The following is a 14,207-nucleotide window of genomic DNA, read 5'->3' on the forward strand; positions in this document are numbered from 1 at the left end:
CTCAGCGCCCCCTAAGACACAGTAATATCGGGCGCGTCTTCTTGTTTCATGCCGACCACGTGATAGCTCAGCGTCCACGTGCTGGACCTCGCCGGTTACGCCGCTGGATAGGTCGGACAGGAAATAGAGCGCTGATCCGCCAACCTCGTCGATGGTGACGTTGCGGCGCAGCGGCGCATTATACTCATTCCATTTAAGGATATAGCGGAAATCACCAATCCCGCTTGCAGCCAGCGTTTTAATCGGTCCCGCACTGATCGCGTTCACCCGGATGCCTAGCTGGCCCCAGATCATTGGCGAGATATTGCACGCTGGTCTCCAGCGCCGCCTTGGCCACGCCCATCACGTTGTAATGCGGGATGACCTTTTCCGCGCCATAGTACGTCAGCGTCAGAATACTGCCGCCCCCAGAGCCATCCTCTTGCAATGGCAGCATCATTTCTGCCGCGCGCTTGGTAACGGCGACCAGCGAATAGGCCGAGATGTTCATCGTCATCAGGAAGTTATCGAGGCTGGTGTCGACATATTTGCCGCGCAGTTCCGATTTGTCGGAAAAGCCGATTGCATGCACCACGAAATCCAGCGTGTCCCAGCGCTGTTTGAGTGTGTCGAAGGCGCTATCGAGCGAGGCCATATCCGACACATCGCACTCAAACACAAAGTCGCTGCCGAGCTGTTCAGCAAGCGGTATAACACGTTTTGCCAGCGCATCACCTTGATAGGAAAATGCCAGCTCAGCGCCTTGCTCAGCCAGTTGCTTGGCAATGCCCCAGGCAATCGACTTGTCATTCGCCAGGCCCATAATCAGCCCGCGCTTGCCCTGCATCAGACCCTGACCAGCCGTTCCCATTGCATCCTCCTCGTCACTCTTTCACTGCGTCTTGCGCGCCGCCGTCTTCGCCCACAGGCCTGCTGTCACTGTCAGGCTCTGCAAGGGCCGCATTCAATTCCGCGCCGATCACCAGCCCTAGCCCCACCAGCCAGAAAAAGAAAAGCGCGATCATGATCCCGGCAAAACTGCCGTAGGTGAGATTGTAGGTGAAAAAGCTGCGTAGGATCGGTGGCAGCGCGCTGGAGACGCCCAGCCACCAGGCAGCGGTGAACAAAGCGCCGGGCCATTTGGGATACGCCTTTGTGCGGTAGGCGGCCGGGGTCAGCGTGTAGAACAGCAAATAGAGCGAGCCGAACAGGCCAAAGGCCGGGATAATGCGCGACAGGCGCAAAGTGCCCACCGCCTCGGTCAATTGCGGGAAGCGCGCATCGATCACCTGCTGGGCCGCGCCAATTGCGACCTGCGCAAAGAGCGAAACCATCAGCAGCACGACCGCGCCCAGTATCAATCCGGCGGACAGCAGGCGGTATTTCCAAAACGCATGGCTGGCGACCGTGCCGTAGGCGCGGCGCAGAATGTCGCGAATGGTCTCAACCAGGCTGGATACCGTCCACAGCGCAATCCCGGCGCCAATCCACAACAACCAGCCGCTGCGCGCGCCCATCGTATTGTTGGCGACCGGCGCGATAGTGTCAGCGACGATCGGCGGCATCGCGTTAAGGACGGTTGCGATCAACCCAGCGCTGTTTCCCTCGCCGCCAACCAGCTCAAACAAAGCCGCGCCAAGGATAAAGAACGGGAAAATGGCCAGCATGGACAGATAGGCAAGATTCCCGGCGTGGATAAAGCCATCATTATATGTGCCGATTACGGTCCGTTTCACGACTGTGAATGCGCGTGAGCCCGGACCAAGCACGCCCAATACTTTGCCGCGCACTGATAGAGGTGCCTCGTCGGTGCTCATCAGCCCTTGAGTGTCAGCCTGAGCGTTGAGGCAGGCGCGGCGCGCCTCTGGAGAGAGCGAGCGCACCTCGCGTATGTTGTGATCGGGGAGGCCTGACTGCGCGCGCATGAGTTTACGACCTAATGATCACAGGCCAAATTTCTCACGCGGTTTGTCTGGATCGCTCCAATCGCCGATCTTGTCGGACAGGGCATCAAGATCTTCGGGCAATTGGATCTCCAGCGTCACCAATTGATCGCCGCGCTTACCGCCTTTTTTGGTCCAGCCTTTACCGCCCAATCGCATAATTGTGCCGCCATTGGTGCCGGGCTTGATAGTCAGCATCACCGGACCATCGACCGTCGGGCATTTGACCTTTGCGCCGCGGATCGCCTCATCCAGAGTAAGCGGCAAGTCCATGCGGATATGATCGCCATCGCGGCGGAAGAACGGGTGGCTGCCGACCTCGACAATCACCAGACCGTCGCCTTTGCCACCGGAGCCATCGTGACCCTTGCCCCTCAGGCGCATCTGTGTGCCGTCTTCGACGCCAGCGGGCAATTTCAGATCAATCGTCTTGCCATCGGTCAGAGTGATGCGTTGGTCCACGCCCGCGGCGGCATCAATGAAGGGAACAGCCAAGCGATATTGAATGTCTGCGCCTTTCTTAGGTGGAGGCGTGGGGCGTGCGCCAAATCCGCCACGCCTTTGCCCGCCGCCCATTCCGCCTCGGGGCCGCCGCGCGGCTTTCCACCGCCAAACAGGCCTTCGAACAGATCGCCAAGGTCCATATCGTCTGGGCTGAACCCGCCAAGGTCATCCGCACTGTAGCTGCGCCGTCCGCCGCCGCCAAATCCGCCGCCCGGGCCGCCACTGAACCCGCCAAAGGGGTTTGTGGGGTTGCCCTCCATATCAATTTCGCCGCGATCAAACTGGGCACGTTTGGCGCTGTCAGACAGCAGATCATACGCCTTGGTCGCATCGGAAAAGCGCTCCGAGGCTTTGGGATTGTCCTTGTTGCGGTCAGGATGAAGCTCTTTGGCGAGCTTGCGATATGCGCTCTTTATCTCCTTTTCGGAGGCGGTGCGGGCAATGCCAAGGGTGCTATACGGGTCAGCCATCGCGTATTAGCTAAGTGTAACAGTCCCCCGGCGCAAGCGTGGACGTGCGCTTGTCCCGAGTGATGCCAGAGGCGCATGGCGCTTGGCCTACCTTTTTGATGTAAGTGCTGAATTTCACTGGGCCGTGCATTTATTGCGATGAAAGACAATAGAAAACGAGTCGACCAAGTGAATGTTAACCACCATTCACTATATTGTAATGTAAGTTGCACAATAGCAGTTTCGTTATTTCTAAATGAGGGTCACTCAGATGGTTAAGAAGAATGTTTTTGCAGCTTTGGCTGTTCTCGGCCTGGCAAGCGCGCCAGTGATGGCGCAGGTTGCTGCACCGGTAGAAGCTGAAAGCGAACTGGGCGGCGGCAGCGCTGGTATTGTGGCTGCTGGCTTGATTGCTGGTATTATCGCAATTGGTGTTTTCGCCTTTGCTGACGACGATGATGCGCCAGTTAGTCCATAACACGCTTTAGCGTTTTAAAGATTGTCGGCCCGGCCTCCATTGCGGAAGTCGGGCCGTTTTCATTTGCGTATGAGAAGCGCGTTTCGCGCCTTTGCGGCATTGCGCTTTCCTACTTGCGTGCGGGGCTGTAATTCTCGTTGCATGATGGCCCAAACATCCCACATGATTGCCATGCGAAGTGGTACTGTTTCTAGACTGGCGAGGCCGAGAGGTTTTTGCCTCTGGACAGTGTTCCAGGTGTTCCAAGCGTGGCTGAGGTGCGGTGAAGCGAGTGGGAAGTGCAATGAGTGATATGGCTTTGAATGCAGCGCAATTGGCGGATAGCGCGATCCCCTCTGGCGCGGATCCCTACGCCCTGTTCGACGATTGGTTTGCGCTTGCCAAAGCGAGCGAGCCGAACGATCCCAATGCGGTGGCAATAGCGACTGCGAGCGCTGATGCTGCGCCATCGGTCCGGATGGTCTTGCTGAAAGAGCATGGGCCGCAGGATGCACCGGCCGAGATCGGAGGCGGCGGCTTCACCTTCTACACCAATACACAAAGCCGAAAAGGCAGCGAAATTCTCGCCAATGCTCAGGCGAGCATGCTGTTTCATTGGAAGAGCCAGCGCCGCCAAATCCGTATCGAAGGGCGCCTTTACGAGGTGACGCCTGAGCGCGCCGATGCCTACTTCCACTCGCGCCCGTTCAAGAGCCAGGTTGGCTCTGCCGCCAGTGAGCAGTCACGCCCGCTCCCCAATAGGCAGGCCTATGTTGATCGTGTTGAGCAATTGCGCGAGGAGCACGAGGCAGACGGAATAGTGCCGCGTCCGGCGCATTGGACTGGCTTTACGCTGGTGCCCAGCCGGATTGAGTTCTGGCTCGACCGCGACAATCGCCTGCATGACCGCCGCCTGTTTGAGCGCATGCCAGCGGGCGGCTGGTCCGACACACTGCTCTATCCGTAAGGGGCCACGTAATGACGCAGACAATACCCTATTGGCATGTTGACGCCTTCGCAGCTGACGCCTTTGGCGGCAATCAGGCTGCGGTCATGGTTCTGGATGAGTGGCTGCCGGATGATGTGCTCGTCAAAATTGGCGGTGAGAACATGTTCGCGGAAACCGCCTTTGTGGTGCGCGATGAGACTGGTGAAGCAGATTGGGAGCTGCGCTGGTGCACGCCAACCTATGAGATCGCGCTGTGCGGCCACGCGACCTTGGCGGCTGGTCACGTGCTGCTGTCTCATCACGAATGGGGAGGCGAGAACGGCGGGCGCGATGCCGTCACCTTCCGCACGCGCAAGTCAGGCATTCTTGAGGTTAAGCGGGCAGGCGAGGGCTACGAAGTGGCGCTACCCGCGATCCGGACCGAGCCTCGTCCGCATCCGGAGGCGGTCAGGATGCTCGGCGCAGAGCCGCTGCTCGTCCATCGTAATGACACGCTTTACAATATCTTCCTCTATGAAAATGAAGCGCAGGTCCGAGCACTGAAGCCTGACCTGAAAGCGTTAGGCGCTCTGGGCGTGGACCAGTTCGATTGCACAGCGCCGGGCGACAACAGCGACATTGTGAGCCGGGTGTTTGTGCCCGGTGCAGGCGTGGATGAGGACAGCGTAACCGGCTCGGCTCACGCAGCGCTGACGCCGTTCTGGGCCGAGCGGTTGGGCCGCGACAGCTTCACCGCGCATCAGGCATCGGAGCGCGGCGGTGACCTAACTTGTCGGCTTGATGGGGAGCGTGTCTGGCTGGGTGGGCCATGCGTAACCGTGGCGGAGGGTGTGTTCTACGTTTGAGTGTCTTGTCCGTGTGTTGTGCCACCCGCTCCCTAGGCCAGCGTGACTAGCGCACGGGATACAATGCCAGCACATCGGCGGCTTGTTCAAGCATCGGCGGGCGTTCCTCCGATGTGGAATGACCGAGGCGGACCAGAGTCACTCGCTGCTCCGGTGAGACAAGCACATATTGACCCATATGCCCGATCAGCGAAAACAGGCTAGCGGGCGCGCGGTCTGGAAACAGCGGGTGGGGAAGGCCGCCGCTTGCATCGCCCATCGGGCGGTTGAGCCAGGTTTGCAGGCCGTAATGCGGGCTCGCTGGGCTAGGGGTGACCATCGCCTCGACATAGCGGCGCGGGACCAAGCGCTCGCCATTGGGCGCGCGGCCCTTGGCGCGCAGGAACTCGCCAAACTTGGCCCAATCGCGCGCGGTGGCATGCATCAAGCTGCCGCCGATCATCGTGCCAGAGGCGTCGAACTCCAGCACCATTGAGTCCATGCCGAGCGGGTCAAACAAACGCTCACTCAAATACTCGCTCACTGCCTTGCGCCGCATATCTGGATCATCGCTCTCGGTCAGCGCGCGGGTCGCGATATCGGCGAGGATCACGGTGGTGTTGGATGAATATTCGAAGGTCTCACCCGGCTCCGCCTCAAGCGGTTGCTCCTTCGCCCAGCGCGCCATGTCGTCGCGTCCATCGAGGAACAGCATGCGCACCTCAGAGGATCTCGTACGGCGGATCTCCAGCCTCAGTATGGCGCAGTCCGCTGCGCATCTGGAGCAATTGCCGCAAGGTGATCTCTGCGCGCGGATCGCCGGGGCGCTGCCACATGGGCACTGGCGCGGCCTCGTCCAGGCGCAAACGCCCATCTGCAACCAGCATGCCGACCATTACTGCTGTTACAGTTTTCGCCATGGACCAGCTGATATGCCGGGTTTCTGCATCGTAACCCTCGCCATAGCGCTCTGCGGCGAGCTCTCCATCCGCCACAACTACGACGGCGCGGGTCTCGCCGATCCCTTCGGCATTGAACAATTCGTCGACCTCGCGGGCTAGCTCTTCGCGCGGGGCACCAGCTTGTTCAGTGACTGCGGCCAGGGCCTCGTCGCTGAGCGGTGCGGGTCCAGCGGGCGGAGCGTCGCCGCATGCAGAAAGCAGCATCAAAGGGGCTGACAGAAGCGCAAGAGCAGCGTTAGAGGGGATGTGACGCACAGACATTTGACTCTCAATTCCCCAAGGATCACTGTTTAGCAATGGCAAATTCAACGCGCCCGCGCGCCAAGCGACCATCGCGAGTGGGACTGTGGCTTTTCCTCCTCATCATTGTCGCTTTGGCCGTCACTGCATGGGTCTATCGCGAGCCGGTGCGCGGCTATGCGAACGCCGGTACGACCTACGCTGCACGGATTGCCTGCTCATGCCGTTTTGTGGCGGGGCGCAGCCTGGAGGATTGCAAGAAAGACAAGCTTGCCGGGATGGAGCTGATCACTCTGGTCGATAATGTTGAGGTGAAAAGCGTAACCGCGCGCTTCCCATTGATCACCGATGCAACCGCGACCCACCGCGAAGGCTATGGTTGTGTGTTGGAGAAGTGGGAGGGCTGAAAGCAGATCACCTAATTCTAAGCTGCCGCGGTTGTCCCATCGATCCAACCACCGCCGACCACTCTCTCTCCGCAATAGATCACGGCGGCCTGGCCGGGCGCGACGCCAAATTCTGGCTCGGCAAATCGGATGGAGCAGATCGCGCTATCGCCCAGCTCACCGATCAGCTCAATCGGCACAGGTTTGGCAAGGCTGCGCACCTTCGCGGTCAGCGGAGCGTCTGGCAGCGGGCCAATCCGGTTGGTCTCAATGACCTTTGCCTCGCTCACCGCCAGCATGACTTTCGGGCCGACGCGGACTTCGCGGCTGTCAGCGTCCAGGCCAACGACATAGAGCGGCTCTGGCTGTCCGCCGATATCCAGCCCCTTGCGCTGGCCAACAGTGAAATGGACGATCCCCTTGTGCATGCCCAGGGTCTCGCCAGTTTGTGCGTGCACGATGCCGCCCGGGATGCCGCCTTCTGGCCGCAGCGATTTCACGATCTTGGCGTAATTGCCATCCGGGACGAAGCAGATGTCTTGGCTGTCAGGCTTCGCCGCATTGCGCAATGCCGCCGTTTCCGCAAGCTCGCGCACCTGCGTCTTGGGCAGACCGCCCAGCGGAAAACGGATATAGTCCAATTGCTCCTGCGTGGTCGCATAGAGGAAATAGGATTGATCGCGTGAAGGATCGACCGCACGGTAAAGCTCCGGCCCGCCGCCTTCCATTACCCGCCGGACATAGTGACCGGTGGCGAGGCAGTCAGCGCCCAGCTCGCGCGCCATGCGAAACAGATCGGTGAACTTAGGCCCCATATTGCAACGGATGCAGGGCACCGGTGTGCGGCCCGCCAGATATTCATCGGCGAACTGCTCGACGACGTCTTCGCGAAAGGCGCTTTCATGATCGAATACGTAATGGGCAATGCCCAGACGGTCGCACACCGCTCTGGCATCTTGAATGTCATCACCAGCGCAGCATGCGCCTTTGCGGCCCGTCGCAGCGCCATAATCATAAAGCTGCAATGTGATCCCAATCACTTCCGCGCCTGTGTCCGCGGCCAATGCCGCGACCACAGAGGAATCGACTCCGCCGCTCATCGCCACGACGATGCGCGATTCGCTCGCTGGTTTCGGCAAGTCGAACAGGGCGGTGCTATCGAGCTCGAAGACCGGGCCGGCATCAAGAATTGTGTTTTCAGTCATTGCAGAGGGCGCCTTTACACCCGCTTTGCTGCGGGTTCCAGTGCTTTGCGAGACCCGCTCCAAGGCCGGGCGGCGGGCTGAAACGCGCACCGCGAGAACTTGCGAATACTTGAATGCGCACCCGCCAATAGTCCTAAGAGCAGGTAAATGTGAGTTTTACCTCATGTTGACATGCTTGCCTTAGAGACGAGCGAATGTTCGAAAACGTTTCACCGATTCACAGCGCTCAGATGCAGGCGGAGCTGGCCGCAGCTGGTATCGCCGTGCCGACATCGCTGACCCTGATCGACGCCGGTGCCAATGGCATGGACGATGATCGGGCTGGCGATGCTCTGCGTGCAATCGGATGGAATGAACTGACCGCACGGATCAACGCAGCGCATGACCTTCGCGCCGTATTGCGCCGTGATGCGGTTCATGGATCTGTTAGCGTCGCGAGCTTTGGAGATGCGGCAGCAAGTTATTTTGCTGCGATTGGAGAAAGCGAACGGCCCGTTAACCCTATTGATTTAGAGGGTTGCAAAGCCTCAGCCACTATAAGGCTTCAACACGAAGAGAACGCGGTAAGAGGCGATCGAGAGACTATAAATGATTGAAAATCAGGACATCCGCCCCGCGCAGGTCATTGGTCCACTTGGTGAACCATTGACAATTGATGACTTGCCTTCGCCCAAAACGAAGCGTTGGGTTGTGCGTCGCAAGGCTGAAGTCGTGGCTGCAGTTAACGGCGGTCTCTTGACCATTGACGAAGTGCTGGAGCGCTATGGGCTGACTCTGGAAGAGTTCGCATCTTGGCAGCGCGCGGTTGATCGTTCGGGCATGCAAGGCCTGCGGGTGACCCGCATTCAGCATTACCGCGACCTCTACGAGCGTCAGCTTAAATACTGACCTTTAGACGCGCGCTCCTGAGCCTTTTCCGGGGCCAGATTCGCACAAACTTGTAAAACCTCCTAGCATCCTGTCGTTCTCGCGCTTTAAATAGCGCGGGACGCAGTGGATTCGCGCCTTGGCCGGATCGCTGCTGATAAAGAAAACCTCAGGAGGGATCATTATGGGTTGGATTATTGCTCTTATCGTCGGCGGCGTGGCCGGTTGGCTCGCTAGCTTGGTTATGAACCGCGATGCTTCAATGGGCATCTTTTGGAACATTGTCGTGGGCTGTGTTGGCTCGGTGGTCGGCAATGCAATCGTTGGCCCGCTTTTGGGCATTAGCGGTAGCGTCCAAGAGTTCTCATTGATCGGTCTGGGCGTTGCTGTTGTCGGCGCCGTCGTGCTGCTCGGCATTGTTAACCTGATCAAGCGTGGCAGCGTGCGCTAAAAGAGCCACGGTCAAATAGCATTATTGGAGCGGGGTAGCGGTGGCTGCCTCGCTCTTTTTCGTGTGTGCTTAGGAACTTATGCGTCATGCCGCTCGTCTATGCTCAAAGTCATCAGTCGAACCGCGCATTGCCCGATAGCTTACAGCGGCGTATGAGGGATTGCACAAGGTGACTTATGAGTATAACACACCTGTGCGATACACTTGAGGTTTAGCCATGAATTACGAAAGTTCCATCACTGCAGAGGCTGCCGATAGCGTGCCGACGGACTTGTCTGGCGCCGCTGCGGATAAGTCGCGCGTGTCGCGCCCAGTGGTGCTGATCGGGATCGGGATCATTGGCTTGCTACTGGCCATTGCCGCCTATGTAGTGCTGACCTCTGACGACGGTGTGGGGGCGGGCGATGACAATGCTCAGGCGCCGGTCGTAACCGTGGTTGCGCCGGGCAAAACCACTGTAGAAGGTGTGATCTCTGCGCCCGGCACTTTGGCCGCGCGGCGCGAGATGCCGGTTGGTGTGGTTGGCGAAGGCGGCCGAGTTGTCTCCGTTCCAGTGGATGCGGGTGATTGGGTGCGTCAGGGCCAAGTGCTAGCCGTGATCGATCGTTCGGTCCAATCACAGCAGGCTCAGGCGCAATCGGCCCAGATCGGCGTTGCCAAGGCGGATGCGCAATTGGCCCAGGCCAATCTCGACCGTGCGTTGCAATTGGTTGAGCGCGGATTTGTTTCCAAGGCTGACGTAGATCGCCTTACCGCAACCCGCGATTCTGCAAATGCCAGGGTTCAAGTGGCTGAGGCGCAATTGCGTGAGCTGCGCGCGCGGGCCGCGCGTCTCAATATCGTCGCTCCGGCGGCGGGCCTGCTGCTTGAGCGCAATGTTGAACCGGGACAAACGGTTTCTGCTGGCACGCCAAGCCTGTTCCGGATCGCGCGTGGCGGCGAGATGGAAATGCTCGCTCAGCTGAGTCAGGAACAAATCGCAGTTTTGGGTCAGGGCGTAGCGGCCACTGTTGTTCCAACCGGATCGAGCAAGAGTTTCACGGGTCAAGTGTGGCAAGTCTCCCCGGTTATCGATCCGCAAAACCGCCAAGGTATCGCCCGCGTCGCATTGTCTTATGCGCCGGAACTGCGGCCTGGCGGCTTTGCCACGGCGGAAATCAAAAGTGGCACTGTAGTCGCCACGATTTTGCCAGAGAGCTCTGTCTTGGCCGATAGCGAAGGCAGCTATGTCTACATCGTCAGTGACGAGAAGAAGGCGGAGCGGCGCGCGATCAAGACCGGCATGGTTACGCCTGATGGCATCGTCGTGACTGAAGGGTTGAATGGCAGCGAGCAGATTGTGCTGCGCGCCGCAGCGGCTTCCTGACCGAAGGCGAAGCGGTCTCGCCCAAAATGCTAGAGGATAGCTAATAGCCATGGGTTTTCGGAACATCTCTGCTTGGTCAATCCGCAATCCAGTGATCCCGCTGGTTGCGTTCACCGCAATGTTCTTGGCGGGCCTGCTCAGCTTCAACAAAATGGATGTGGTGAACAACCCGGATATTGAGTTTCCGGGTGTGAACGTCACCATTTCTCAGCCCGGCGCGGCCCCGACTGAGATCGAAAACCAAATCACCCAGCAAGTCGAATCGGCTGTGCGTTCGCTTAGCGGCGTTCGCAACATTTCTTCGACCGCGCGTGAGGGCAGCTCAAACACTTTTGTCGAGTTTGAGCTAGGCATTGACCCCAATGTGGCCGTTGCTGAGGTTAAAAATGCGGTCGATAGCACGCGCGGGAACCTGCCCGATGGGATTTTAGAACCGCGGGTTAGCAAGGTCGACATTGCCGCGCGGTTTCCTCGGCATTTACGCCGTTGAAGCGGACGATATGACGATTGAACAGCTCAGCTGGTTCATCGATGACACCGTTTCAAAACAATTGCTGTCTGTCGAAGGCATGGCTGAGGCTGGCCGCTGGGGCGGGGTAAACCGCGAAATTGAGGTCATTCTTGATCCGGCGCGGCTGTCCGCGCTCGGCGTCACAGCCAGCCAAATCAACCAAGTGCTACGTCTCGACAATGTTGATGCGGCTGGCGGCATGGCTGAGATTGGCGGCGCGCGGCAATCGGTGCGCGTATTGGGCAATACCGAAAGCGCGTTCGAATTGTCGCAGCGCCAGATCCGTCTGAACAATGGCACGTCGATCAAGCTGGCCGACGTGGCCCGCGTGCGTGATGGCTATTCTGAGCGGACCACGATCAGCAAGGTGCGTGATAAGGAGGTCGTGAACTTCTTCATGTCGCGCGCGAAAGGCGCATCTGACGTCACCGTCTACGAAGAAGCGCTGACCATCATCGATCAGATTGAGGCGGAGAACCCCGGGGTGAAATTCATCCCGCTGTTCAACACCGTCAAATACACGAAGGACCAATACACTAGCTCGATCTCTGCCATGGTGGAGGGGGCTGTACTGGCTGTTGTGGTGGTGTTCTTCTTCCTGCGCGATTGGCGCGCGACGATGATTTCGTCGATCGCGATCCCACTGTCGGCGATCCCAACCTTCTGGTTCATGGATCTGATCGGCTTCAACCTCAACCAAATGTCTTTGTTGGCACTGGGCCTAGTCGCGGGGGTCTTGGTTGATGATGCCATTGTTGAAATTGAAAATATCGTCAGACACATGCGAATGGGCAAATCCGCCTATGAGGCATCAATTGACGCGGCGGATGAAATTGGCCTGCCGGTTGTCGCGACCAGCTTTTGCATTATCGCGGTGTTCTTCCCCGTCGGCTTGATGCCGGGCATTACCGGGCAGTTCTTCAAAAACTTCGGCCTAACGGTCGTGATCGCGGTTTTGATGAGTCTTGCTGTGGCGCGGATGATCACGCCGATGCTTGCTGCCTACTTCCTGCGCGCAGAAGGGCATGCCGCGCATGGCGAAGGCAAGTGGATGGACCGTTATATGCGGGTCCTCAACTGGTCGCTTGATAAGACCAAGATGCTGGAGCGCCGCGAAGGTGTGGATGCTCCGCGTCATCGTTGGCTCTACATTCTATCGTTGCTACTAACGGTCTTTGCGTTGCTTGCTGCGACGGCATTTGGCTTGTTCATGAGCTTTGGCGTTGTTTCGGGCCTCGAAATTCCGGCCAAGGTTGGTGCGCTCGTTTCCAGTGATCCAAACTCATTCGCATTCGGGCTGGTTTCGAAGGTCTTTGAACTGCTGTTCCTTACCCTGGGACTTGCGGTCGGCTTCTTCGCCGGTTGGCTGGTTTTCAAATGCATTCAATTGCTCAGCCGCGTTAGCAGCGGACAGTTCTCGCACAGCGTAAAGTACATGGCTGCGCGCTTCTTTGACCACAGAGTTTGGATGCTCGGTGTTGGATATTTCGCCCTTCTGTTGACGGTTTTGTTGATGCAACAAACACCGTTTCAGGCGTTTCCAGACATTGATGACGAGAACGTTCGGGTTGAGATCGAAATGGTCCCAGGCACCACGCTGGCGGATACCGAACGCGTAACCGACCAGGTTTCCGCCTTGCTTTATGCGCAAGATGATGTGGAGCTGGCGCTAGAACGGGTGCGCGAAGGCGAGGCGACTATGTTCGTCACCCTGAAGGATGATCGCTCAAAAACCTCGGTCGAATTCACCCGCGACCTGGCTCCCGAGCTTGCCCGTATTGCGGATGCGCGTGTGCGTTTCCAAAACGATAATGGGCCCGGTGGCGGCGGCAGCGGCCGCGACTTTACCATTATGTTGGCGGGTTCTGACCCGGCCTTGCTCAATGCCACTGCTGCGCAGGTCGTCGAGGATATGCAAAAGCTCGACTCGGTCGTTGCTCCGCGTATCAGTGCTGACATCCCTCGCCCGGAAATTATCATCCGTCCGCGCCAGGAACTGCTTGCGGATCTAGGTGTATCAACCGTTGCGCTCAGCCAGACCATCCGAATTGCAACGATGGGCGAGATTGAGCAGAACTCCGCGAAGTTCTCACTGTCTGATCGCCAAGTGCCGATTTCGGTTCGATTGCCTAGCCTCTTCCCGCGAAGATTTGACAACACTTGAAAACCTGCCTGTTCCGACAGCGAGCGGCGGATCGGTGCCGCTTGGCACTATTGCTGATATCTCGTTTGGTTCGGGGCCAACCTCTATTCAACGCTACAATCAGAACCGCCGTGTTTTCATCGGCGCTGACTTGGCCTCTGGCTTTCTACGCGGCGATGTGAATGCGCAGATTGAACAGCTGCCAACCCTGCTGGACTTGCCAACTGGCGTCATCCGCGATTCCATTGGCGCAGCAGATGTTGAGAACGAACTCGCTGAGAACTTCAGCACGGCAATCCTCGCGGGCGTTCTGCTTGTCTTTGCGGTTCTGGTATTGCTGTATAAACGTTTGATGAGCCCGCTGGTGAATATGACATCACTGGCCCTTGCGCCATTGGGCGGAATTTTCCTCGTTTGGATCGTGGGTCAGCCGCTCTCTATGCCGGTGATGATCGGTATTCTGCTCTTGCTTGGAATTGTGTCGAAAAACTCGATTCTCTTGATAGACTTTGCGATTGAGGAAATGGCCGACGGCACCGATCAATTCAAAGCGATCATGGAGGCGGGCCATAAGCGTGCGCAGCCGATTGTGATGACGACAGTCGCAATGACCGCTGGCATGGTGCCAACGGCCCTGTCGCTGTCGGGTGATGGCGCATGGCGCCAACCCATGGGCGTTGTGGTGATTGGCGGCCTGATCCTGTCGACGGTCCTGACGCTGCTGATCGTTCCAGCTGGTTTCAGTTTGGCTGATAGCTTTGAGCGGCGCGCTGGGCCTTGGATGCGCCAACGCTTCCTTACCTATCGCCCCGGGGATGAAGATAGCAGCAACACCCAAGCGGTGCCTGAAGCGTCTGATGTCGGCGGCGAGCCTAAGCCTTCGGCTACTCCGGCAACCCGCTTGCCGCCCGGGGCAGAGCCTGCCGAGTGAGTTATCTCGCGCTAATGCCAGCCAATGTCCCGCAAATCCC

General features: G+C 58.5%; 10 protein-coding genes and 4 pseudogenes. 9 read left to right on the forward strand and 5 right to left on the reverse strand.

Annotation, left to right across the window (positions count from 1 at the left end; translation table 11 throughout):
• Positions 1–11: 11 nt before the first annotated feature.
• The 3 genes and pseudogenes from fabI to AC0V6Z_RS05045 all read right to left on the reverse strand — a co-directional run bounded on the left by fabI (position 12) and on the right by AC0V6Z_RS05045 (position 2,896).
• Positions 12–826: pseudogene (gene fabI, locus AC0V6Z_RS05035) on the reverse strand (enoyl-ACP reductase FabI).
• A 37-nt stretch (positions 827–863) separates the two neighbouring features.
• Positions 864–1,904, reverse strand: a complete 1,041-nt coding sequence (locus AC0V6Z_RS05040; RefSeq protein ID WP_472640284.1) for a YihY/virulence factor BrkB family protein — start codon at positions 1,902–1,904, stop codon at positions 864–866.
• 18 nt (positions 1,905–1,922) lie between these two features.
• Positions 1,923–2,896 (reverse strand): annotated as a pseudogene (locus tag AC0V6Z_RS05045) (DnaJ C-terminal domain-containing protein).
• A 250-nt stretch (positions 2,897–3,146) separates the two neighbouring features.
• Here AC0V6Z_RS05045 and AC0V6Z_RS05050 point away from each other — a divergent pair.
• The 3 genes from AC0V6Z_RS05050 to AC0V6Z_RS05060 all read left to right on the forward strand — a co-directional run bounded on the left by AC0V6Z_RS05050 (position 3,147) and on the right by AC0V6Z_RS05060 (position 5,126).
• Positions 3,147–3,353: a hypothetical protein gene (locus AC0V6Z_RS05050; RefSeq protein ID WP_472640285.1), complete on the forward strand. Its 207-nt coding sequence runs from the start codon at positions 3,147–3,149 to the stop codon at positions 3,351–3,353.
• Between the two features lie 283 nt (positions 3,354–3,636).
• Positions 3,637–4,299, forward strand: a complete 663-nt coding sequence (gene pdxH, locus AC0V6Z_RS05055; RefSeq protein WP_472640286.1) for a pyridoxamine 5'-phosphate oxidase — start codon at positions 3,637–3,639, stop codon at positions 4,297–4,299.
• Between the two features lie 11 nt (positions 4,300–4,310).
• On the forward strand, positions 4,311–5,126 hold the full coding sequence (locus AC0V6Z_RS05060; protein ID WP_472640287.1) for a PhzF family phenazine biosynthesis protein: 816 nt from the start codon (positions 4,311–4,313) through the stop codon (positions 5,124–5,126).
• Positions 5,127–5,172: 46 nt separating this feature from the next.
• Here AC0V6Z_RS05060 and AC0V6Z_RS05065 read toward each other — a convergent pair.
• Positions 5,173–6,328, reverse strand: a pseudogene (locus AC0V6Z_RS05065) (serine hydrolase domain-containing protein).
• 35 nt (positions 6,329–6,363) lie between these two features.
• Between AC0V6Z_RS05065 and AC0V6Z_RS05070 the strand changes: the two are divergent.
• Positions 6,364–6,714: a flagellar basal body-associated FliL family protein gene (locus tag AC0V6Z_RS05070; RefSeq protein ID WP_472640288.1), complete on the forward strand. Its 351-nt coding sequence runs from the start codon at positions 6,364–6,366 to the stop codon at positions 6,712–6,714.
• A gap of 17 nt (positions 6,715–6,731) precedes the next feature.
• Here AC0V6Z_RS05070 and mnmA read toward each other — a convergent pair whose 3' ends face one another.
• Positions 6,732–7,898, reverse strand: coding sequence for a tRNA 2-thiouridine(34) synthase MnmA (gene mnmA / locus AC0V6Z_RS05075; RefSeq protein WP_472640289.1), 1,167 nt, complete (start codon positions 7,896–7,898; stop codon positions 6,732–6,734).
• A gap of 194 nt (positions 7,899–8,092) precedes the next feature.
• On the opposite strand from mnmA, the gene AC0V6Z_RS05080 reads away from it, so the two are divergent.
• From AC0V6Z_RS05080 to AC0V6Z_RS05100, 5 genes and pseudogenes are all read left to right on the forward strand, one after another.
• The gene (locus AC0V6Z_RS05080) at positions 8,093–8,494 is read left to right on the forward strand and encodes a hypothetical protein (protein ID WP_472640290.1); all 402 of its coding nucleotides are present in this window, start codon (positions 8,093–8,095) and stop codon (positions 8,492–8,494) included.
• Complete coding sequence (gene sciP, locus AC0V6Z_RS05085) at positions 8,487–8,786, forward strand: CtrA inhibitor SciP (RefSeq protein ID WP_218316081.1); 300 nt, start codon at positions 8,487–8,489, stop codon at positions 8,784–8,786. Before AC0V6Z_RS05080 ends, sciP begins: the two co-directional genes overlap by 8 nt.
• Positions 8,787–8,949: 163 nt before the next feature.
• A complete protein-coding gene (locus AC0V6Z_RS05090) occupies positions 8,950–9,216 on the forward strand; it encodes a GlsB/YeaQ/YmgE family stress response membrane protein (RefSeq protein WP_472640291.1) in 267 nt (88 codons plus the stop codon).
• 217 nt (positions 9,217–9,433) lie between these two features.
• Positions 9,434–10,582, forward strand: a complete 1,149-nt coding sequence (locus tag AC0V6Z_RS05095; protein WP_472640292.1) for an efflux RND transporter periplasmic adaptor subunit — start codon at positions 9,434–9,436, stop codon at positions 10,580–10,582.
• A gap of 49 nt (positions 10,583–10,631) precedes the next feature.
• Positions 10,632–14,167: pseudogene (locus tag AC0V6Z_RS05100) on the forward strand (efflux RND transporter permease subunit).
• The last annotated feature ends 40 nt before the right edge of the window (positions 14,168–14,207 follow it).

This window comes from Erythrobacter sp. SN6-5, assembly GCF_057364945.1.